The sequence below is a fragment of the Thioalkalivibrio sp. ALE10 genome (genome assembly GCF_000381385.1).
Classification (GTDB): domain Bacteria; phylum Pseudomonadota; class Gammaproteobacteria; order Ectothiorhodospirales; family Ectothiorhodospiraceae; genus Thioalkalivibrio.
In genome coordinates, this window is the sequence record NZ_KB906452.1 from 216,489 (window position 1) to 236,679 (window position 20,191).

A 20,191-nucleotide genomic window follows, 5' to 3' on the forward strand; every position below is an offset into this window, starting at 1 on the left:
CGCGCTCAGGCCTCGGGGCCGACGTCCCCGTACACGTCCGGGGCGTAGTTCTCGAAGCGGGTGAACTGGCCACGGAAGGTCAGCCGCACGGTGCCGATCGGCCCGTTACGCTGCTTGCCGATGATGATCTCGGCGGTCCCCTTGTCCGGCGATTCTTCGTTATAGACCTCGTCGCGATAAACAAACGCGATGATGTCTGCATCCTGCTCGATCGCCCCCGAGTTGTGGCTAACGATGCCGTCCGCCAGCCAGCAGGCATTGCCCGGAACGGTCAGGTCGAAGACCTCTTCCTCGCCCTCCTCCTCGACGGACACCACCCGGTCCCAGAACAGATCATCGGAGGCCAGTTCGACCAGCCAGGCATCGTCGAGGATCTCGGCATAGCTCGACAGGGTCTGGCGCGACGGAGCAAAGCCGAAATGGGCGTTGCCACCGTACGCAGTACCCCGGGAGGCCGCCATGTGGCGATGGCTGACCCCCTGTTGCCGCATCCGGTCGCGAACATGGTCGAAGACTTCCTGCGGCAGCGTGTCCGTGTTGGTCCCGCCGCCGGAACGCTCCAGGGAGTTGAGCATCCGGCGGGCAATCCCTTCCTGCTCGCCCACGGCGCCGATCTCGCGCAGGAACGTCTGCTGTTGCTCGCCCCCCGAGATGTCTACCGTAAACCATCCCTCACTGTTCGCGGCCACCACATGGCGTATCCGGGCCACGATACCGAATCGCAGCAGCAGCGCCGCAACATCCTGTGCCAGACGTTCGCTGGCGGTGGAGAAATAGATGCGATGGCGTCCGCTGCTGGCGGTCGTGATGCTCCCGTCGGTCGCCCACAGATGGCGCAGGAACAGCGCCAGCGGTTCCCGGGGTTGCCGGTAGATCCCTTCGGGGATGTGTTTCTCGCGGGAACGCTGGCCGAAGACGCCGAGCCCCTTCAGCCATGCGCCCACCCCTGCCGGGTGCCAGCGATTGCCGTTGCCGCGAATCACCAGTTGGTGCCACTTTCCGCGACCCGGGTATCGCGTGACATCCGAGCCCATTGCGCGCGCCGCGGCAGCCACGGTTTCACTGTTGTATTCGCTCGCCGTGGTGTAACGCAGGGGCTGTCCCTTGACGTAACTTCCATCCCCCAGAAGATGGGCCAGTAGAATCAGCTCGTGTCCCGGCCAGGACCGGGCGTCCACCGGCTCGGGGATCCGCCGTGCCACCGCCAGACGGTCGCCCGGGGCAAGTTCCCGAACCTGCTTCCAGTCATACAGTGCCCGCAGACGATGGTCCGGGGTGCAGCGAATACTGCGACCACTGGCCAGACGCACCCGCACGACGGGTCGGGTCCCGACTGACCAGACCAGGTCGGTATCGGCCGGTTCCATCCGGCCGCCGGAACCCATCGACACCACGCCCGGCGTCGCACCCACCAGGTCCCGAACCGGAACATGGCGGCCATCCGCCAGTGCGACCCGGGTATCTCCGGTCACGCATTCACGCAAATCGGACATCACCGGGCGCTTGTTCGGGCGCTGTTCCAGCGAACGGTTGAGCTGTGACAGGGCGATCACCGGGACCTCCAGCTCCTTGGCCAGGGCCTTGAGCGAGCGCGAGATCTCGGAGATCTCGTGGGCGCGGTTATCCCCGGAGCCCGGGTACTGCATCAGCTGGAGGTAGTCGACCACGATGAGCTTGAGGCCCTTGTGCTCGCGCATCAGGCGCCGCGCACGGGCGCGCAGCTCGGTGGGCGTCAGGGCCGGGGTGTCGTCGACGAACAGCGGCGCCCCGGAGAGCATCTGCACGGCGCTGGTCAGGCGCGGCCAGTCGCCGTCGTCCAGGCGCCCGGAGCGCAGCTTCTGCTGGTTGATCCGGCCCATGGAGGACAGCAGGCGCATCGCGATCTGCTCGCCCGGCATCTCCATGGAGAAGATCGCCACCGGTTCCTGATTCTTCATCGCCACATATTCGGCGATGTTCATCGCGAAACTGGTCTTGCCCATCGACGGACGTCCCGCAACGATCACCAGATCGGAAGGATTGAGCCCCGAGGTGAGCTCGTCCAGGTCCTGATAACCGGTCGCGATGCCGGTGATCGGGCTGGTGCTCTCGTAGAGGAACTCGATCTGCTCGACCGCGGACGCCAGCAGGGGCTTCATCCCGCGAAAGCCCTGGGCCCCGCGCGCGCCCAGCTCGGCAATGCGGAACACCTTCTGTTCCGCCTCGTCCAGCAGCTGCTTGGAATCGCGCCCCTCGGGCACGAATGCCGAATCGGCGATCTCGGTGCCGACCGTGATCAGCGAGCGCAGAATGGAGCGTTCGCGGACGATGTCCGCATAGGCCACGATGTTCGCGGCCGAAGGGGTGTCACTGGCGAGCTGGCCAAGATAGGCCATGCCGCCGGCGGCTTCCAGTTCGGCAGTGCGTTCCAGCTGTTCGGAAACCGTAACCACGTCGAACGGAGCATTGCGCTCCGCCAGCTGTCCGATCGCCCGGAACAGCACGCGGTGGTCGTGGCGATAAAAGTCGTCCGCCGTTATGCGGTCGGCGACCCGGTCCCATGCCCCGTTGTCGAGCATCAGACCGCCGAGTACGGACTGCTCCGCCTCCTCGGAATGCGGCGGGACGCGCGGCATGTCGGTCATCGCCATGCCGTGCCCCCGCCGCCGTCATGCGGGCCCGCGGCGGCAGCGGCCCGCCCGGCGGTCCGCCCGTCCGCCATCGGGAGCCTCACTCCTCGGGGGTGACGATGACGCGGATTTCCGCGTCGACACCCGAGTACAGGTGTACGCCCACCTCGAACTCGCCGGTCGCCCGCAGCGGCCCCTCGGGCATGCGCACTTCCTTTTTCTCCACTTCCACACCCTTCGCGGTCAGCGCGTCGGCGATGTCGGCCGGGCTCACCGAGCCAAACAGCTTGCCTTCGGCGCCGACCTTGGCCCGGATCTCCAGATCCATGCCGTCGAGCTTTTCGCGACGGGCTTCGGCGGCCGCCACGGCCTCGGCCGCGGCCTTTTCCAGCTCGGCACGGCGCGCCTCGAATTCGGCGATGTTCTCCGGGGTGGCGAAGGCCGCCTTGCCCTGCGGCAGGAGGTAGTTGCGCGCGAAACCGGGGCGCACGCGGACGCGATCGCCCAGCCCGCCCAGGTTGTCGATCTTTTCCAGCAGAATGACTTCCATCTTGGTCTTCCCGTCAACGATTGAACCAGCGACCCGAGGTCGGGCCGTATTCTACACCGTGTGCCGCACCGGCCGAACCGCGTGCGTCACACGCTCAGGATTCCGGGGGATCGTCGCCGGCATCGCGCTCGCGACCGATCCCCATGCGTCGGCGGATATCCGCCCACGCATCGATGACCCCGATGGTGGCCAGCAGCAGGAACATCTGCGGCAGCGCCAGGGCCATCAAAACGTACATGCCCACCAGCCAGAACACGCTCATGCCCTGGCCATGCGTCAGCGCATGCATCAGGGCGATCCCCTGGAGGAAGAACAGCACCCCCAGGATGAACGCCAGCTCCATCGCCAGCGGCGACGGCACCAGCTGCCCCACCGCGAGCAGCACGACCGCGGCGGCGCTGATGCCCGGCCCCAGCTGCAGGGCGCGGAATTCCGCGCCGAAGGCCCCGGGGTTGTACAGCGCCGCCTGCCAGTAGCGGGCGATCAGCATCGCCAGGGTCACGCTCAACAGCACGATGCCCGCCAGCAGCCCGGCCAGGTAGGGCGCGAGGTCGGCCAGCACCGCCTCGAGCTCTTCGCGCGCTGCCGCCTCGCCGGTCTCCACCAGCGGCGCCAGCAACTCCATGCCTGCCCGCACCCAGAAGGCCTCGGCATCCGGCACCAGGGCGTGCATCAGCAACACTCCGGCACCGGCGACCAGCGCCCCGGCCTTGAGGGTGATGCGCCAGGACACCGTGCGCCGCAACAGTTCCGCCAGCAGCGCCACCGGCAGCCACTGGATGGCACCGGCCAGCAGCACCGTCGGTCCCGGTGTTCCGGGGCTCGCACCCCACAGGGCCGCGCCCAGCAAGGCGGAGGCGATCGCGAGGACGATCAGGGCCTGAGTCAGCCCCAGGCGCAATCCGACCAGGGCCACCAGGGCACTGCTGACGATGGACACCGGCGGCAGGAACAGCCCGGCAATACCAAAGCCGGCGACCGCACCCACGGCGCGGCCCCGGCTCTTCATCGCGAATTCGGCGAGGATCTGCATGACCGTTGCACTCCGCCCGGCGGGCGGCGATCAGGCAGCGTTCAGGCGCCGATCAATGCGTATCGCTGTACGGAAGCAGCGCGAGAAAACGCGCGCGCTTGACCGCCGTGGACAGCTGACGCTGGTACTTGGCGCTGGTGCCGGTGACGCGGCTGGGCACGATCTTGCCGGTCTCGGTGATGTAATTCTTCAGCAGGTTCAGGTCCTTGTAATCGATGTACTCGATACCTTCGGCGGTGAACCGGCAGAACTTGCGACGACGCGGGAAACGGGCCATGTCCGATCTCCTTCAGTAAACGGGGGTGGGGTTCGGGATCACTCGTCGGCGGGGGCTTCGGCCGACTCGTCCGCGGAGGCGTCCTCGCGGCGGCGGCTGCCCTTGCCTTCTTCTTCCTCGCGGCCCTTGGCCAGCGGGGACGCTTCGGTGATCGCACGATCCATGCGGATGGACAGGTGACGCAGCACCGCATCGTTGAAGCGGAAGGCGCTGTCGAGCTCTTCCATCGCGGCCTCGTCGGCCTCGATGTTCATCAGCACGTAGTGGGCCTTGACCAGCTTCTGGATGGGGTAGGCGAGCTGCCGGCGGCCCCAGTCCTCGAGACGGTGGACCGTGCCGCTGTGGCCTTCCACCAGACCCTTGTAGCGCTCGATCATCGCCGGGACCTGCTCGCTCTGGTCGGGATGGACCAGAAACACGATTTCATAGTGACGCATATCCAACTCCTTGCGGGTAACAGCCTCCCGGGTACGCCGGTGAGGCAAGGAACCGCCCGAACCACGGGCGGAAAGGCGCAATACGTTAACCGATGTTGCCCGCGGTCACAACACGGCGCTGGCGCCGGACCTCGAACAGCGACACGCCGGAGGCAACCGACACGTTCAGGCTCTCCACGGTGCCGGCCATGGGAATGTGCGCCAGATGATCGCAGGCCTCGCGGGTCAGGCGTCGCAGGCCCTCGCCCTCGGCGCCCATGACGATCGCGGCGGGCGGGCGCAGATCGACGTCATACAGGACCTCCTGCGCCTCGCCGTCCAGCCCCGTGGCCCACATGCCGGCCTCTTTCAGCGCGGCAAGGGTGCGGGCGAGGTTGCCCACGCTTACCACCGGCACGGTCTCCGCCGCGCCGGAGGCGACCTTGATCGCCGCCGGGGTCAATGGAGCACTGTGGTGGCGCGGGACGACCAGGGCCCCGGCGCCTGCGGCGTCGGCCGTGCGCAGACAGGCACCGAGGTTGTGCGGATCGGTGACGCCATCCAGCACCAGCACCAGGTCCAGGCCCCGCTCCACGCGTTCGCGCAGCTCGCGTTCGTCCACCACCGGGCGCGGCGCACAGTGCACGATCACGCCCTGGTGCTGAAATCCGGGGTGCTGCTGGTCCAGGCGCTCGCGGGCCACCCGCTCCACCGCCACCCCCAGGGCACCGGCGCGCTCCAGGATGCGCTGCAGGGACGCATCCACCTCGCCGCGCGCGAGCTGCAGGCTCTTGATCCGCTCCGGAGCACGCTCGAGCAGCGACGCCACCGCATGGATCCCGCCGAAGGCCTCGCCCCGGGAGCGCCCCTTTCCGCCGCTACGGCTCATCCCGCATGTCTCCGCACTTTCGGTCGCGGTACGGATAGGGCGCCCGCAACGGCGCCGCTAACGCCAGGCATCCGTGGATCACTCAGGAGGACGCCGGGCGACGGCGACGGCTCCGGCGTCGCCCCGGCCTGCCCCCCGTTTCGCCGTCTGCGGAGCCGCCCTGGCCGGTGGCATCCTCGTCAGGGATGGTGTTGCCATCCTTGTCCGGAACGGCCTCGGCCTCCGGAAGCCGCTCGTTGCCGGGCTCAGGGGCATCTGCGGAGTCCTCGTGGGAAGCACCCCCGCCGGCACCCTGCGCGGCGACATCACCCTCCTCTGCGGAAGGCTTGCTGCGCCGACGCCCGCGCCGCCGGCCCTTCTTCTTCGGTGCGTCGTCACCGGCGGGCTCCGGCGCCGGTTCGGGGGCCGGCTCCGCCGCTGTACGTTCGCCGTCGCTGGCGGCCGAGGCCGAATCGTCGGGCGTCGGGCCCGCATCCGGGCCGGCAGCCGGCCCCCCGTGCGCCTGGGCATCGCCTCCTCTGCTGCGGCGCTTGCGTCGGGCGTTGTCGCGGGCGCTGCCACGCTTCTTCCCGCCGGCACCGGGACCGCCGCCCGGGCCCTTGCGACCGGCGGGGCGACCGGCCGGTGCAGCCTTCTCCGCGGGCTTCGACTCACCGGCCAGGGCCAGATCGATCTTGCGGTCATCCAGACTCACCCGCACCAGCTGGACCTGGAGCTCGTCACCGATGCGGAACACGCGGCCGGCGCGCTCGCCCGTGAGGGTGTGGCGCTTGGGATCGAAGTGGTAGAAGTCGTTGTCGAGGCTGGAGACATGCACCAGGCCCTCGATGTACACCCCCTGGATTTCCACGAACAGGCCGAACCCGGTCACGCCCGAGACGATGCCGGTAAACACATCCCCGACCTTGTCCTGCATGTACTCGGCCTTCAGCCAGGCCTCGACGTCGCGGGTGGCGTCCTCGGCGCGGCGTTCGGCCATCGAGCAGTGCTCGCCGAGGCCCTCCATGCGCTGATGGGTATAGGGGAAACCCTTGTTGCTGCCATGGCGCAGCACGTGGCGAATGCCCCGATGGACCAGCAGGTCCGGATAACGCCGGATCGGCGAGGTGAAATGCGCATAGTCATCCAGCGCCAGGCCGAAATGCCCGCCCAGATCGGGCGAGTACACCGCCTGGGACAGCGAACGCAGCAGGACCGTCTGGATCAGTTTCTGGTCCGTACGCTGCTTCGCCGCCTTGAGGACCTCGGTGTAATCCCGCGGCGTCGGCTCGTCGCCTCCGCCCAGGGACAGCCCCGCGCCATTGAGGAATTCACGCAGCTCTTCGACCTTCTCCGCAGGCGGCTGATCGTGGTTGCGGTAAAGCGTCGGAACCTTGTGCTTCTTGAGGAAGCGCGCCGCGGCCACGTTGGCCATGATCATGCATTCCTCGACCAGGCGGTGGGCATCGGTACGCTCCACCGGCACGATGCGCTCGATCTTGCGGTCCTCGCCGAACACGATCTGTGTCTCGGTGGAATCGAAGTCGATCGCACCGCGGCGGTTGCGCGCCGCGTGCAGCGCCCTGAACACCCGGTGCAGCTCTTCCACGTGCGGCAGCACCTGCGCATTCTGCTCGCGCAGGCCCTCATCGCCCGCGAGCATTGCGGCCACATCGTCGTAGATCAGGCGGGCGTGCGAGCGGATCACGCCCTCGTGAAAACGGTAGCTCTTCAGCGCCCCGCGCGCACCGATCTCCATCTCGCATACCATGCTCAGGCGGTCGACGTCCGGATTCAGCGAGCACAGCCCATTGGACAGCGCCTCCGGCAGCATCGGGATGACCTGCTCGGGGAAATACGCCGAGGTCGCGCGGTTGACCGCCTCGCGGTCCAGCGCCGAGTCCGGCTCGACATAGTGTGACACGTCGGCGATCGCGACCCACAGCCGCCAGCCCTTGCCCTCCGGTTCACAGTACAGGGCGTCGTCGAAATCGCGGGCATCGCTGCCGTCAATGGTCACGAACGGCTTGTCGCGCAGATCGAGCCGCCCCTTCTTCGCCTTTTCCGGCACCGAATCGCCCAGCTTGTCCGCCGCTTCGGTGACCTCGTCCGGCCATTCGAACGGCAGACCCTGGGCACGGATCGCGATGTCGATCTCCATCCCCGGTGCCATGTGCTCGCCCAGGACCTCCACCACGTCACCGCGCAGACGCGACTTGCGCGAAGCCATCTCGCGGATGCGCACGACCACGATCTGGTCGTCCTGCGCCTCGCCCAGACCGTCCGGCGGTACCAGGATCTCGTGGGTGATGCGCTTGTTGTCCGGGGTCAGCAGGCCCACGCCGTCCTCGATGCGCAGACGCCCGACCACCTGGGTGGTGTTGCGCTCCAGCACCTCGACGATGCCGCCCTCACGACGCCCGCGCCGGTCCACGCCCATGACGCGCGCCACCGCGCGGTCCCCGTGGAACACCCCCCGCATCTGCTTCGGCGACAGGAACAGGTCGTCATCCTGCTCGTCCGGCACCAGGAAACCAAAGCCGTCGGGATGGCCGATCACGCGCCCGCGGATCAGGTCTTCCTGATTGACCGGGAGGTAGGCACCCCGACGGTTGCACAGCGCCTGACCGTCACGCTCCATCGCCTTGAGCCGCCGCCTCAGGGCCTCCAGCCGTTCCTCGTCCTCGATGCCGAGACGCCCGGCGATTTCCTCGAAGGACAGCGGGTTCCCCTCGAGCTGCAGCAGGTCGAGGATGTACTCGCGGCTGGGGATGGGGTTGTCGTACTTCTGCGCCTCGCGTTCGAGGTTGGGGTCGACCTGCGGCTTGCTGCGTTTTCCTGGCATTCAGTGAACTCTTTCTTCTGGTGTTGTGCCGCGCACCCGAGGTGCCCGCGGCAATGACAGGCCGGAGCCGGCCCGGTGCCCATTATGGCCCCGATGCGGCGCGGGCGCATTTCTTTCATCTGCGGAGCTCGCAGGGTTTGACAGATCCGCCAGCGCGGATTACCTTACGCGTTCCTGAAGCGCAGGCCCCCTCACAGGGCCGACCTCAAGTGCCGAGGTGGCGGAAATGGTAGACGCGCTAGCTTCAGGTGCTAGTGGGGGTAACCCCGTGGAGGTTCAAGTCCTCTCCTCGGCACCATTTTTATTCGCTTCCCGCTTCGTGCCCGAAGCAATCCTCAGATCCCGCGTCCGCAATCGCTCGCATGGCAATGGCCTGCGGGGCGTCTTTGCATGTGCGGTCGCCACCCGGCCCGCAACCGGACCGGACGGCCACCCCCGTCAGCCCCGGAACGGGTCGCGCATCACCAGCGTCTCGTCACGGTCCGGTCCGGTGGAAATCATGTCGATCGGAACACCCACCACCTCGGACAGGCGCTCCAGGTAGGCGCGCGCATTGGCGGGAAGCTGCGCATACTCCCGCACCCCGACAGTGGATTCCTGCCAGCCCGGCATCTCCTCGTAGACCGGCGTACACGAATCGTAGGCCTCCGCCCCCGCGGGCGGGATCTCCACGCGACGGCCGTCAACGTCGTAACCGGTGCAGATCTGGACCGTCTCCAGACCGTCGAGCACGTCCAGCTTGGTCATGCACAGACCACTGATGCTGTTCACCGCGACCGCGCGCCGCAGCGCCACCGCATCGAACCACCCGCAGCGGCGCGCACGTCCGGTGGTGGAACCGAATTCGTTGCCGCGGCGCGCGAGGTGTTCCCCCATGTTGTCGAACAGTTCGGTGGGAAAGGGTCCGGCCCCGACCCGCGTGGTGTATGCCTTGGTGATCCCCAGCACATAATCCAGATCGCGCGGGCCCACCCCCGAACCGGTGGAGGCGCCGCCGGCGGTCGTGCTGGAGGAGGTCACGAACGGATAGGTCCCGTGATCGATGTCCAGCAGCGTACCCTGTGCCCCCTCGAACATCACGTCGCGGCCCGCCGCACGCAGTTCGTGCAGACGGCCGGCGACGTCGGTCACCATCGGCTTGAGGCGCTCGGCATGCTCGAGGCACTGCTCCAGCACCTGCTGATGATCCACCGTCGCAGCCCCGAAATAATGTTTCAGGGCAAAGTTGTGGTAATCCATCACCTCGCCGAGCTTGGCCGCCAGACGCTCGCGATGGAACAGGTCATCCAGGCGCAGTCCGCGCCGCGCGACCTTGTCCTCGTAGGCGGGACCGATGCCGCGGCCCGTGGTACCGATGGCCGCCTTGCCGCGCGCCTTCTCGCGCGCATGATCCAGCGCCACGTGGTACGGCAGGATCAGCTGGCAGGAGTCCGACAGCCGCAGGCGATCGGTCACCGGCACGCCGCGGGCCTCGAGCTCGTCCATCTCCTTGAGCAGGGCTTCCGGCGACAGCACCACGCCGTTGCCGATCATGCACTCCACGCCTTCGCGCAGGATGCCCGAGGGGATCAGGTGCAGCACCGTCTTCTCGCCGTCAATCACCAGCGTGTGCCCGGCGTTGTGCCCGCCCTGGAAGCGCACTACCGCCGCGGCATCCTCGGTCAGTCGGTCGACGATCTTGCCCTTGCCCTCGTCACCCCACTGACTGCCCAGTACGACTACGAAACGTCCCATCAGTGCTCCACCACCGTCCATTGTTCATTGCGGTACTCCAGGCGCGCGACCCCATCCGCCACCGGTGTCTCGCCGCGCAGCTCGCGGACCACCCGCACGCCGCGCCCGCGCAGCTCGCGCACCGCGGCCTCGAGCTCCGGATCGGTTCCGGCGGGCGCGAGCACGCATTCACGCGGCCGCGCCGGATCGCCGTCGGCGTCGCCGTGCCGAACGAGCTCGCGCAGGTCGGTACTGAAACCGGTGGCCGAGCGCGCCCGCCCGAAAACGCGACCGATCTCGTTGTAGCGCCCGCCCCGGGCGATGGCCTGTCCCGACCCGGGGATAAAGGCAGCGAAGACCAGACCGGTGTGATAGGCATAGCCACGCAGCTCCGCAACGTCCACGTGCAGATCCACGTCGGTATCCAGCACCTGCAGCGCATCCACCACCGCCGCAAGGTGATCCAGGGCCGCATGCACCTCTGCGGGCGCCCTGCCCAGCGCGGCGCGCGCGCTCGCCAGGACCTCGGGTCCGCCATTGAGATCCGGCAGGGCACGCAGGGCGTCGGCCAGATCGGGGTCGAGGCCCGCCGTGCGCCATTGCGCCAGGGTCTGTTCGATTTCGGGGATGCTCTTGCGCTGCAGCTGATCGAAGAAGGCGCGCTCCTGCTCCGGCTCCAGACGCGCGGCCCGAGCCAGACTGCGGAAGATCCCGACGTGCCCCAGATCCATGCTCGGGCGGCGCACACCGCAGACCTCCAGGGTGGCCAGCATCAGACGGATGATCTCGACATCGGAATCCAGACCGTCGTGTCCGAAAAGCTCGGCCCCGGCCTGCAGCGGACTGCGGGACCCCGACCATTCGTCGGCACGCGCACGCAGCGTCGTGCCGACATAGCACAGCCGGTTGGCCCCCTCCACATGCTGGCGGTGGGCGTCGATGCGCGCGACCTGCGGCGTAAGATCCGCACGCACACCCATCAGACGACCGGTCAGCTGATCGGTCAGCTTGAACGTCTGCAGATCCAGCTCGTGGCCGGCACCGGTCAGCAACGACTCCAGGTATTCCGCCAGCGGCGGCATCACATGGTCGTAGCCCCAGACATCGAAATGGTCGAGCACACGCCGCCGCAGGCCCTCCAGGCGCCGTGCCGAATCCGGCAGCGCCTCTTCCAGTCCGTCCGGCAGCAGCCAGCGATTGATTTCCGTCATGTCATCCTTGCCTGCACGGCCTGACCCGTCCACAGGCGGGCTGGCCAGAAGAAGGGCCCGCGGTGCGGGCCCGGCTTGTGATTGGCAGAACCTGCCCGCACCGGCCCCGAAGCGGGGCCGGCCGCACGATCACTCGGCGGGCTGCGGCAGCTGCGGAGTCCGGGACGGACGCTCGCCGCCCGGAGCGTTGAAGAACTGGAAGAACTCCGAGTTCGGTTCCAGCACGAACGTGCTGTTCTCGCCCTGCAGGCTGTTGCGGTAGGCGATCAGGCTGCGATAGAAGCGGAAGAACTCTTCATCTTCGCCGAAGGAGGTACCCAGGATCTCGGTAGCCCGGGCATCACCCTCCCCGCGGATCACCTCGGAGTCACGGTACGCGTTCGCCAGGATCACCGTGCGATCGCGGTCGGCACGCGAACGAATCCGCTCGGCCTCCTCCTGCCCCCGGGCACGGAAGTCCTGCGCCACACGCTCGCGCTCGGCCCGCATCCGATCGAACACCGACTCGGAGACCTCGTCCGGCAGATCCATGCGACGGATGCGCACATCCACCAGATCGACCCCCAGCTCCAGCGCCGTCTCCAGGGCGGCCTGGCGCACCGCGCCCATGATGGTCAGGCGCTCGCCGGCGACCACGTCCTGCAGCTCGTAGCGGGCGAATTCGTTACGCATGCCGTCCCGCAGGATCTGCGACAGGCGCTCCTCGGCCAGTCGTTCGTCACCGCGGGTGGCGCGGTAGAACTGACCGACATCGTTGATCCGCCACTTGGCGTAGAAATCCACGATGATGTTCTTCGCCTCGCTGGTCAGGAACCGGTCCGGCGGGATGTTCAGGGTCATGATCCGGGCATCGAACTTCTCGACGTTCTGGATCAGCGGGAACTTGAAATGCAGCCCCGGCTCCTGGTCCACCTCGCGCAGTTCCCCCAGGGCGAACTTGATCACGCGCTCGCGCTCGTCAACGGTGTAGGTCGACAGGGCCACGACGATCCCGATGACCACCACGGCAATTCCGGCAATACGCAGCATCAGCGAACCTCCCGCGAGCGCAGGCTCTCGGTATCACGGGTCATGGAACCACTTCCGGTGGTTCCGGAGGCACCCCCAAGGGCGCCGCGACCGGTATCCAGCGGACGCGGCGTCGGCGCATCACCCGAATTGCGGGTGCCCGGCTGACCGGAGAACATCTCGCCCAGCGGCAGCATCATCAGATTGCCGCTGGCGCCCACGTCCAGCATCAGCTTGCGCGAATCCTGGAGCACGGCTTCCACCGCCTCGAGATAGAGGCGATCACGCGTGACCTCGGGGGCCTGCTGGTACTCGGCCAGCAACTGATCGAAACGGGACGCATCACCTTCCGCCCGGGCCACGACCTGATCGCGATAGCCCTCGGCTTCCTCGATGATACGGGCCGCCTGACCGCGCGCCCGCGGGATCACGCCGTTGGCGTAGGCCTCGGCCTCGTTGCGGAAGCGGACCTCGTCCTCGCGTGCACGGATGGCATCGGCAAAGGCCTCCTGCACCGCCTCCGGCGGCTGGGCCTGCTGCATGGAGACCGCGGTCACCACGATCCCGGCGCCGTAGGCATCGAGGTTCTCCTGCATCACCGTGCGGGTGGACTGGGCGATCTCGCCGCGGCCCTCGCCGAGGATGAATTCAAGATTGCCCTTGCCGACCCGCTCACGGATGGCCGACTCCATGACCTGATGCACGGTGGCATCCGGGTTGCGGACGTTGAACAGGAAATCGACCAGGTCGAGGATGCGGTACTGCACCGCGATGTCGACATCGATGATGTTCTCGTCGCCGGTGAGCATCAGCGCGCGGCTCTCGATGGTCCGCACGTTGTCCACGTTCTCGATCTCGATCCGCTCGATGGGATAGGGCAGGTGCCAGCCCGGCCCCGGACTCTTGACCTCCTGGAACGCGCCAAAGCGCAGCACCACGCCGCGCTCGCCTTCGGAGACGATGTGGAAGCCGGAGGCGATCCAGACCACCACGGCGATGATCAGGCCGAGGCTGATCAGCGCCTGGGAACCACGCCCCATGCCGCCGCCACCCAGGCCGCTTCCGCCCTGGTTGCCGCCACCAAAGATGCCGCTGAGCTGCCGCGACAGCTTGCGCAGCATCTCCTCCAGATCCGGCGGCTGCTGGCCGCCTCCGCCACCGCCGCTGCCGCCGCGGTTACCGCCTCCCCCGCTCCAGGGGTCGCGGTTGTTGTTTCCCGGTTCGTTCCAGGGCATGAATCAGGGACTCCGTCGATCGCTCGGGATGTGCCGAGAAGGCACAGGGAGCGGATATTCTAGGGGGGCACCCGGGGGCGGGCAAGCGCACCCCTGCGGGAGTCGGGTTGAGGGAAGGGCGATCCGCGGACGATCGCGGGCCCCGCGGGGTCCGCGATTCGCCCGGGCGGACCGGTCAGGCCGCGTCGCGCCGCCCGGAAGGAGAGGCTTCTCCGACGCCGGCCGCCTCCCAGGCGCCCATTCCGCCGACCACGTTCATCACGTGGCGATAGCCCAGGCGCTGCAGGATGGAAGCCGCGACCGTGGAACGGTAACCGCTGCCGCAGACCACGGCCACCGGCTCTTCCGGATCGACACCCGGGACGCCCTCACGGGTCTCCGCCACCGGCCGATGCACCGCCGCGTCGACGTGTCCCGCGGCGTACTCGGCCGGGGTACGCACGTCCACCAGCCGGGCCTCGCCGCGTGCCACGCGGTCCGCGGCTCCGCTGGCATCGACCTGGGCCAGGGTATCCAGCGGCAGGCCGGCGCCCGCCCAGGCGGCCATGCCGCCGCGCACGTAGCCGTCGATGTAGTCGCGCCCGGTGCGGACCATGCTGCGCACGGCCTGCTCGATCACTGCGGGGTCACCGCTGCCGTCGATCAGGATCACCGGGTGGTCATCCGGCGTGACCCAGCCCGCCCAGTTGGCGAACGGGCCGCGGATGCCGATGCCCAGAGCCCCCGGCACGTGGCCGCCCCCGAACGCCAGCGGATCGCGCAGGTCGATCACCGTGACCTCGCCGGCTTCCACGCGCCGCGCCACCTCGTCGGGTTCGATGGACTGCATGCCCGGCAGCGGGATGACGTCCTTCGGGCCCTCGGAGTTGATGCCCTTGTTGCGCGGATAGAAATCCGGGATCTCCGGCAGTCCGTGCAGCAGCTTCTCCACGAAGGCGTCCTCGCTCAGCGACGGATCCAGATAGGGGTTGGTCGCCCGCTCGTAACCCAGGGTGGAGACGGGACGCCCGGCCATGCCCGCGCCGCAGGCGGAACCGGCCCCGTGCCCCGGGTGGACCTCCACGCCGTCGGGCAGGTCGGCCAGCTTGTCGCGCACACTGGCGAACATCTGCCGCGCCAGCGCGCGCTTGGCCTCCTCGCCCAGCAGGTCGGGACGGCCCAGCGAGCCGACGAACAGGAAGTCGCCGGTGATCAGTGCGATCGGTTCATCACGCGACCGTGCCCCGTCGAACACCACGAACATCAGATGCTCCGGCGTGTGCCCGGGAGTGTGACGGACCTCGATGCGCACGTTGCCGATGTCGATGCGGTCCCCTTCGTGCAGATCCTCGTGCGGGAACTGCACCCGGAAATGCTCGCCGGCATCGTAGCCCGAGAGCATCAGCCGCGCCCCGGTCTTGTCCGCCAGCTCGCGGGCGCCCGAAGCAAAGTCGGCGTGGATATGGGTATCCATCACGTACGCGATGCGATAGCCATGGTCCCGCGCATAGTCCAGGTAGACATCCACGTCGCGCTGCGGGTCGATCACGGCGATCTCGCCGCTGCCCTGGCAGCCGACCACGAAGGAATGCTGTGACAGTCCGGAATCCACGAAACGTTCAAAGATCATCGTTCTACCTCCTTTCCCTGCAGCCATTGCAGGCGTTGCCCATTTCTTGACTAATTTGGTCAGTTATTAGGGCAAAAGTTCCCGTAAGGAGGTTCTGATAGAAAACGTAAATGATATTCCCGGTGCTGCGCGGCTGCCCGGGAACCCGTCAGGGCGCGCGATCAGGCACCGGAGCCCGGTGCCGGGGCGCGCGCACCGGCGGCTTGCGCGTCCTCGGCTCCCCCGGGTTCCTCGCCCGGCCCCACGAAGGCCGTTTCCGGATCCAGCCCGGCCTCGCGGAACAGGTCCTGAAAGCGCCGCTCCGGCAGCTGCACCCGCAGGCGGATCGCACCCTCATCACCGGTCTGCTCGGCCTCCACGGCGTTCTCGTCGTACAGCCGACCGCGCAGCCGCCCGGCGGACGGCGGCACCTCGACCCAGCCACGGCGCATGGATTCGGTGAAGGACTCGGCCAGGCGCTGGTACAGCCGCTCCACCCCTTCGCCGGTTTGCGCCGACAGCCAGAAGGCCTCCTCGCCCTCGCCACCGGCAAAGCGCTCCGCCGTCTCGTCGTCGCGCTCCGGCAGGGTGTCGATCTTGTTGTAGATCCGCCAGCAGGGCACGTCCTCGGCGCCGATCTCCGCGAGCACGTCCTCCACCTGGGCGATGTGCCGCTCGCGCTCCGGATCGGCGGCATCGATCACGTGCAGAAGCAGCGCCGCCTCGCGGGTCTCGGTCAGGGTCGCCTTGAAGGCCGCCACCAGTTCGTGCGGCAGGTCGCGCACGAACCCGACGGTGTCCGCGAGGATCACCGACTGGTGCGGCGCCAGATCCAGCCGGCGCAGGGTCGGATCCAGGGTCGCGAAGAGCTGGTCGGCCTGATAGACGTCGGAATCGGTGAGACGGTTGAACAGGGTCGACTTGCCGGCATTGGTGTAGCCCACCAGCGAGACGGTCGGCACCTCGTTGCGCAGGCGCGCCTGGCGCCCCTGCTCGCGCGTGCGCTCGACCTTTTCCAGTCGCCGCTCGATATGCTTGATGCGCGCCGCCAGCAGCCGGCGGTCGGTCTCCAGCTGGGTCTCGCCGGGACCGCGCAGGCCGATCCCGCCCTTCTGCCGTTCCAGGTGGGTCCAGCCACGCACCAGCCGGGTGGACATGTGACGCAGCTGCGCCAGCTCCACCTGCAGCTTGCCCTCGTGAGAACGCGCGCGCTGGGCAAAAATGTCGAGGATCAGCCCGGCGCGGTCCAGCACGCGACACTGCAGGTGCTGTTCCAGGTTGCGCTCCTGACTGGGCGACAGCTCGTGGTTGAAGATGACCAGGTCGGCCCCGTGCGCCGCCACCTGATCGCGAATGGCGTCCGCCTTGCCGGACCCCACGAACAGGCGCGAGTCGGGACGGTGCCGCGAGCCGGATTCCACGGCCACCACTTCGGCCCCGGCCGAACGCACCAGCTCCTCGAATTCCTGCAGCTGAACCTCGAGATCGGTCGCACCGCCGATGGCCATGGCCACCAGCACCGCCCGGTCGCCACCGGTCTGCGGACGCTCAAACAACGCGCGACCACCCCCGATTCGGGACCGGGCCACCCCGGAGGTGTACGACGCCCCTATTCATCCGCGGCCTCTCCGCCGCTGGCCGCGGCGCTGTCTTCATCCAGCGGCATGCGCACCTGCCGCGCGGGCACGATGGTGGAGATCGCGTGCTTGTAGACCATCTGCGAAACCGTCGAGCGCAGCAGGACCACGAACTGATCGAACGACTCGATCTGCCCCTGCAGCTTGATGCCGTTCACGAGATAGATCGACACCGGAATCCGGTCGCGGCGCAGCGCGTTGAGAAAGGGTTCCTGCAGCATTTGCCCTTTGGCCATCGGTACATTCCCTGGTTGCATTCGTCGGGGCCCGCGCCGCGGGCCGAAACCTGTAAAAAGAGTAGCATATCGTCAGCGTGATGCCGTCTCGCGCAGGGCCGCCAGGGCCTGCTCCGGGTCGATGGTTTCCGCCGGCAGCCGCGCGTGCAGCGGGAAGCGCCGCAGGCCGGTCAGCTGGCGCTTGGCCAGCTGCCGCGTCGCGGCGATCACCCGGCTGCGGAACGTGGCGAAATCGACCTCGCCGTCCAGCCACTCCCAGCCCTGGCGATAGCCCACCGCCCGCTGCGAAGGGTGCTCCGCGGTCAGTCCGGGGCGCGCACGCAGGGCCCGCAGCTCCTCCACGAACCCCGCCTCCAGCATGGCATCGAAGCGTTCGGCAATCCGCGCGCGCAGACGTTCCCGATCTTCCGGCCACAACGCCAGTGCGCACCAGCCCGCTGGCAGCCGCGCCTCGCCCCCCTGCTGGAAGCTCGACAACGGGCGCCCCGTGGCCTCGAACACCTCCAGCGCCCGCAGGATGCGCTGCGGGTCGTTGGGATGGATGCGCCCGGCGGCCGCCGGGTCCACCGCCTCCAGGGCCTCGTGCAGGGCCCGGGCGCCTTCCGTCTCCAGCCGGGCGCGCACCGCGGCGCGCACCGCTTCCGGCACCGGCGGCATGGGGTCGATCCCCTCCAGCAGCGCCCGCAGGTACAGCAGGGTCCCGCCTGCCAGCAGCGCCACGCGCCCGCGCGCATGAATCGCACGGATGCAGGCGCGCGCATCCTCGGCGAAGGCCGCTGCATTATAGGTCTCCTCCGGCTCCCGGATGTCCAGCAGATGATGGGGAACCCGCGCGCGCTCGGCCGCATCCGGCTTGGCGGTACCGATGTCCATTCCGCGATACACCTGCGCCGAATCCACGGTCACGATCTCGGCGTCCAGCCGCTGCGCGAGCTCCAGCGCCAGCCCGGTCTTGCCGGTGGCGGTGGGCCCGGCGAGCAGGACCACCGGCGGTTGCGGGACGTCCATCAGCGCCCGCGCATGAACAGCCCGTCGAGGGCGGCGTGATCCAGCTCCACCCAGGTCGGCCGGCCATGGTTGCACTGGCCGCTGCGCTCGGTGGCCTCCATGTCGCGCAGCAGCTGATTCATCTCGGGCACGGTCAGCCGGCGCCCCGACCGCACCGAACCGTGACAGGCCATGGTGCTCAGCACCTCGTTGGCCGCCGCCTCGGTACGCTGACTGTGGCCGCTCTCGGCCAGATCCCCCAGCACGTCGCGCAGGAGCGCCCCCGCATCGCGTCCGCGCAGCAGCGCCGGCGCCGCCCGCAGCCGCAGGCGTTCGCGACCGCAGCGATCCACCTCGAAACCCAGCCCGGCCAGGGTCTCCGCCTGTTCCTCGGCACGGTCGGCCTCGGTCGGGGTGACCGTCACTTCCTCCGGCACCAGCAGCGGCTGAGCCGTCACCCGCTCACGCTCCCATTCGCGCTTGAGCCGCTCGTAGGTGATACGTTCGTGCGCGGCATGCATGTCCACCAGCACCAGCCCGCAGGCGTTCTCCGCGAGCACGAAGGTATCCGCGACCTGGCCGATAGCGAATCCCAGCGGGGGCATCTCCGCAGCCTCCGCGTCCTCGCCGGGAGCGGTCTCCGCCCCGGGGTAATCCGGTGCCGCACGCTCGCCCACGGCGGCGGAACCGGCGCCCGCCGGCGGCCGGAATGCGGCCCAGGCCGCGGCAAACCCGTCACCCCGCCCGGGGTCCGCGCGCCCCCCGGCACCGGATCCGCCCCCGGGGAACGGAGCGGGGCTCCCGCTACCGCGCGCCGCACGGTCGCCCGGCGGCACCCCGTCAAGCAGCCCCGGCCGCGCATGCGGCGGGGCCTCCGGGCGCGGCGCGCCCGCCGGGGCGGCACCGGCCTCCGCGCCCTGACCGGCCTTCGCCTGCCCCAATGCGGCATGCAGCGCATGGAAGATGAAATCGTGGACCATCCGCGACTCGCGGAAGCGCACCTCCTGCTTGGTCGGATGCGCGTTCACGTCCACCTGCGCCGGATCCAACTCCAGCTCGAGCACGAACATCGGATGGCGCCCGTGGTAGAGCACGTCCTGATAGGCCTTGCGCACGGCCGCCGTCAGTACCCGATCGCGGATCGCACGGCCGTTGACGAAGAAATACTGCTGGTCGGCCTGAGCCCGGGAACGCGCCGGGGATCCCAGCCAGCCGGACAGCACCAGCCCGGAACGCTGCTCGTCCACCGGGAGCGCATCCGCCAGAAATGCCTCGCCCAGCAGGGCCCGCACGCGCGCCGCGGGGTCACCGGGTGCCGCCGGCAGGTCCAGCGTCACCCGATCGTTGTGCCGCAGCACGAAGGCGACCTCGGGGTGCGCCGCGGCCAGGGTGCGCAGCACGGACTCGCAATGGCCGTACTCGGTGCGTTCGGTGCGCACGAATCGCCGCCGCGCCGGCACGTTGAAGAACAGGTCGCGCACCTCGACCGTCGTGCCCGGCGGATGCGACGCCGGCATCACCTCGCCGAAGACATCGGAACCGTCCCCGGAAAGCTGCCAGGCGTTACGCTCGCCGTGCACCGCCGAGGTCAGGGTCAGGCGCGCCACCGAGGACACCGACGGCAGCGCCTCGCCGCGGAAACCCAGGCTGTGCAGGGCCTCCAGGTCATCCATGCTGCGGATCTTGCTGGTGGCATGGCGCGACAGCGCCAGCGGCAGTTCTTCCCGCGCGATGCCACAGCCGTCGTCGGTCACCCGGATCAGGCGGGTCCCGCCCTGCTCCAGACGCACCTCGATGCGCGAGGCCCCGGCATCCAGCGCGTTTTCGACCAGCTCCTTGACCACCGAGGCCGGGCGCTCGATGACCTCGCCGGCGGCGATCTGGCTGATCAGCTGATTGGAGAGTTTCTGGATGCCCACATCACGTCCCGGGAAAGCACTGGAACGCAGGGTAAGGAAACACCGGCGAATGTGCACGT

The 20,191-nt window shown here is 68.6% G+C and carries 16 protein-coding genes and 1 tRNA gene; 1 reads left to right on the plus strand and 16 read right to left on the minus strand.

Translation table 11 applies throughout. The features are described 5' to 3' along the window. Positions 1-5: 5 nt before the first annotated feature. The 7 genes from F788_RS0107530 to rnr all read right to left on the minus strand — a co-directional run bounded on the left by F788_RS0107530 (position 6) and on the right by rnr (position 8,598). Positions 6-2,630: a replicative DNA helicase gene (locus F788_RS0107530; RefSeq protein ID WP_019589765.1), complete on the minus strand. Its 2,625-nt coding sequence runs from the start codon at positions 2,628-2,630 to the stop codon at positions 6-8. 79 nt (positions 2,631-2,709) lie between these two features. Continuing rightward, the gene (rplI, locus tag F788_RS0107535) at positions 2,710-3,159 is read right to left on the minus strand and encodes a 50S ribosomal protein L9 (protein ID WP_019589766.1); all 450 of its coding nucleotides are present in this window, start codon (positions 3,157-3,159) and stop codon (positions 2,710-2,712) included. 94 nt (positions 3,160-3,253) lie between these two features. Further along, positions 3,254-4,192, minus strand: coding sequence for a hypothetical protein (locus tag F788_RS0107540; RefSeq protein ID WP_019589767.1), 939 nt, complete (start codon positions 4,190-4,192; stop codon positions 3,254-3,256). A gap of 52 nt (positions 4,193-4,244) precedes the next feature. Then, entirely contained in the window at positions 4,245-4,469 is a 225-nt protein-coding gene (gene rpsR, locus F788_RS0107545; RefSeq protein ID WP_018870342.1) for a 30S ribosomal protein S18, read from the minus strand. Positions 4,470-4,507: 38 nt separating this feature from the next. Next, positions 4,508-4,906, minus strand: a complete 399-nt coding sequence (rpsF, locus tag F788_RS0107550) for a 30S ribosomal protein S6 (RefSeq protein ID WP_019589768.1) — start codon at positions 4,904-4,906, stop codon at positions 4,508-4,510. Positions 4,907-4,991: 85 nt separating this feature from the next. Beyond that, on the minus strand, positions 4,992-5,774 hold the full coding sequence (gene rlmB / locus F788_RS0107555; protein WP_019589769.1) for a 23S rRNA (guanosine(2251)-2'-O)-methyltransferase RlmB: 783 nt from the start codon (positions 5,772-5,774) through the stop codon (positions 4,992-4,994). A gap of 82 nt (positions 5,775-5,856) precedes the next feature. Further along, a complete protein-coding gene (rnr, locus tag F788_RS0107560) occupies positions 5,857-8,598 on the minus strand; it encodes a ribonuclease R (protein ID WP_019589770.1) in 2,742 nt (913 codons plus the stop codon). A 211-nt stretch (positions 8,599-8,809) separates the two neighbouring features. On the opposite strand from rnr, the gene F788_RS0107565 reads away from it, so the two are divergent. Continuing rightward, a tRNA-Leu gene (locus F788_RS0107565) sits at positions 8,810-8,896 on the plus strand. A gap of 140 nt (positions 8,897-9,036) precedes the next feature. Here F788_RS0107565 and F788_RS0107570 read toward each other — a convergent pair. The 9 genes from F788_RS0107570 to mutL all read right to left on the minus strand — a co-directional run bounded on the left by F788_RS0107570 (position 9,037) and on the right by mutL (position 20,132). After that, positions 9,037-10,332 (minus strand): adenylosuccinate synthase, encoded by a 1,296-nt coding sequence (locus F788_RS0107570; RefSeq protein WP_018870346.1) that lies wholly within the window; start codon positions 10,330-10,332, stop codon positions 9,037-9,039. Continuing rightward, positions 10,332-11,522, minus strand: a complete 1,191-nt coding sequence (locus F788_RS0107575) for an ATP phosphoribosyltransferase regulatory subunit (protein ID WP_019021774.1) — start codon at positions 11,520-11,522, stop codon at positions 10,332-10,334. The genes F788_RS0107570 and F788_RS0107575 overlap by 1 nt, the downstream gene beginning before the upstream one ends. Before the next feature lie 129 nt (positions 11,523-11,651). Continuing rightward, on the minus strand, positions 11,652-12,551 hold the full coding sequence (hflC, locus tag F788_RS0107580; protein WP_018946842.1) for a protease modulator HflC: 900 nt from the start codon (positions 12,549-12,551) through the stop codon (positions 11,652-11,654). Continuing rightward, positions 12,551-13,765, minus strand: a complete 1,215-nt coding sequence (hflK, locus tag F788_RS0107585; protein ID WP_019589771.1) for an FtsH protease activity modulator HflK — start codon at positions 13,763-13,765, stop codon at positions 12,551-12,553. Before hflK ends, hflC begins: the two co-directional genes overlap by 1 nt. Before the next feature lie 175 nt (positions 13,766-13,940). Further along, complete coding sequence (locus tag F788_RS0107590; RefSeq protein ID WP_019589772.1) at positions 13,941-15,374, minus strand: MBL fold metallo-hydrolase; 1,434 nt, start codon at positions 15,372-15,374, stop codon at positions 13,941-13,943. A gap of 161 nt (positions 15,375-15,535) precedes the next feature. After that, a complete protein-coding gene (hflX, locus tag F788_RS0107595; RefSeq protein ID WP_019589773.1) occupies positions 15,536-16,909 on the minus strand; it encodes a ribosome rescue GTPase HflX in 1,374 nt (457 codons plus the stop codon). Between the two features lie 53 nt (positions 16,910-16,962). Beyond that, positions 16,963-17,226: an RNA chaperone Hfq gene (hfq, locus tag F788_RS0107600; protein WP_018870352.1), complete on the minus strand. Its 264-nt coding sequence runs from the start codon at positions 17,224-17,226 to the stop codon at positions 16,963-16,965. 72 nt (positions 17,227-17,298) lie between these two features. After that, a complete protein-coding gene (gene miaA, locus F788_RS0107605) occupies positions 17,299-18,234 on the minus strand; it encodes a tRNA (adenosine(37)-N6)-dimethylallyltransferase MiaA (protein ID WP_019589774.1) in 936 nt (311 codons plus the stop codon). Beyond that, entirely contained in the window at positions 18,234-20,132 is a 1,899-nt protein-coding gene (mutL, locus tag F788_RS0107610; protein WP_019589775.1) for a DNA mismatch repair endonuclease MutL, read from the minus strand. The genes miaA and mutL overlap by 1 nt, the downstream gene beginning before the upstream one ends. Between the last annotated feature and the right edge of the window lie 59 nt (positions 20,133-20,191).

Bases quoted from the DNA above. Each gene is read 5' to 3' on its own strand.
- rpsF (WP_019589768.1), bottom strand. From the start codon at position 4,906: ATGCGTCACTATGAAATCGTGTTTCTGGTCCATCCCGACCAGAGCGAG.
- hflC (WP_018946842.1), bottom strand. From the start codon at position 12,551: ATGCTGCGTATTGCCGGAATTGCCGTGGTGGTCATCGGGATCGTCGTG.
- F788_RS0107590 (WP_019589772.1), bottom strand. From the start codon at position 15,374: ATGATCTTTGAACGTTTCGTGGATTCCGGACTGTCACAGCATTCCTTC.
- F788_RS0107570 (WP_018870346.1), bottom strand. From the start codon at position 10,332: ATGGGACGTTTCGTAGTCGTACTGGGCAGTCAGTGGGGTGACGAGGGC.
- hflK (WP_019589771.1), bottom strand. From the start codon at position 13,765: ATGCCCTGGAACGAACCGGGAAACAACAACCGCGACCCCTGGAGCGGG.
- rpsR (WP_018870342.1), bottom strand. From the start codon at position 4,469: ATGGCCCGTTTCCCGCGTCGTCGCAAGTTCTGCCGGTTCACCGCCGAA.
- miaA (WP_019589774.1), bottom strand. From the start codon at position 18,234: ATGGACGTCCCGCAACCGCCGGTGGTCCTGCTCGCCGGGCCCACCGCC.
- rnr (WP_019589770.1), bottom strand. From the start codon at position 8,598: ATGCCAGGAAAACGCAGCAAGCCGCAGGTCGACCCCAACCTCGAACGC.
- rplI (WP_019589766.1), bottom strand. From the start codon at position 3,159: ATGGAAGTCATTCTGCTGGAAAAGATCGACAACCTGGGCGGGCTGGGC.
- rlmB (WP_019589769.1), bottom strand. From the start codon at position 5,774: ATGAGCCGTAGCGGCGGAAAGGGGCGCTCCCGGGGCGAGGCCTTCGGC.
- hfq (WP_018870352.1), bottom strand. From the start codon at position 17,226: ATGGCCAAAGGGCAAATGCTGCAGGAACCCTTTCTCAACGCGCTGCGC.
- F788_RS0107575 (WP_019021774.1), bottom strand. From the start codon at position 11,522: ATGACGGAAATCAATCGCTGGCTGCTGCCGGACGGACTGGAAGAGGCG.
- F788_RS0107540 (WP_019589767.1), bottom strand. From the start codon at position 4,192: ATGCAGATCCTCGCCGAATTCGCGATGAAGAGCCGGGGCCGCGCCGTG.
- F788_RS0107530 (WP_019589765.1), bottom strand. From the start codon at position 2,630: ATGGCGATGACCGACATGCCGCGCGTCCCGCCGCATTCCGAGGAGGCG.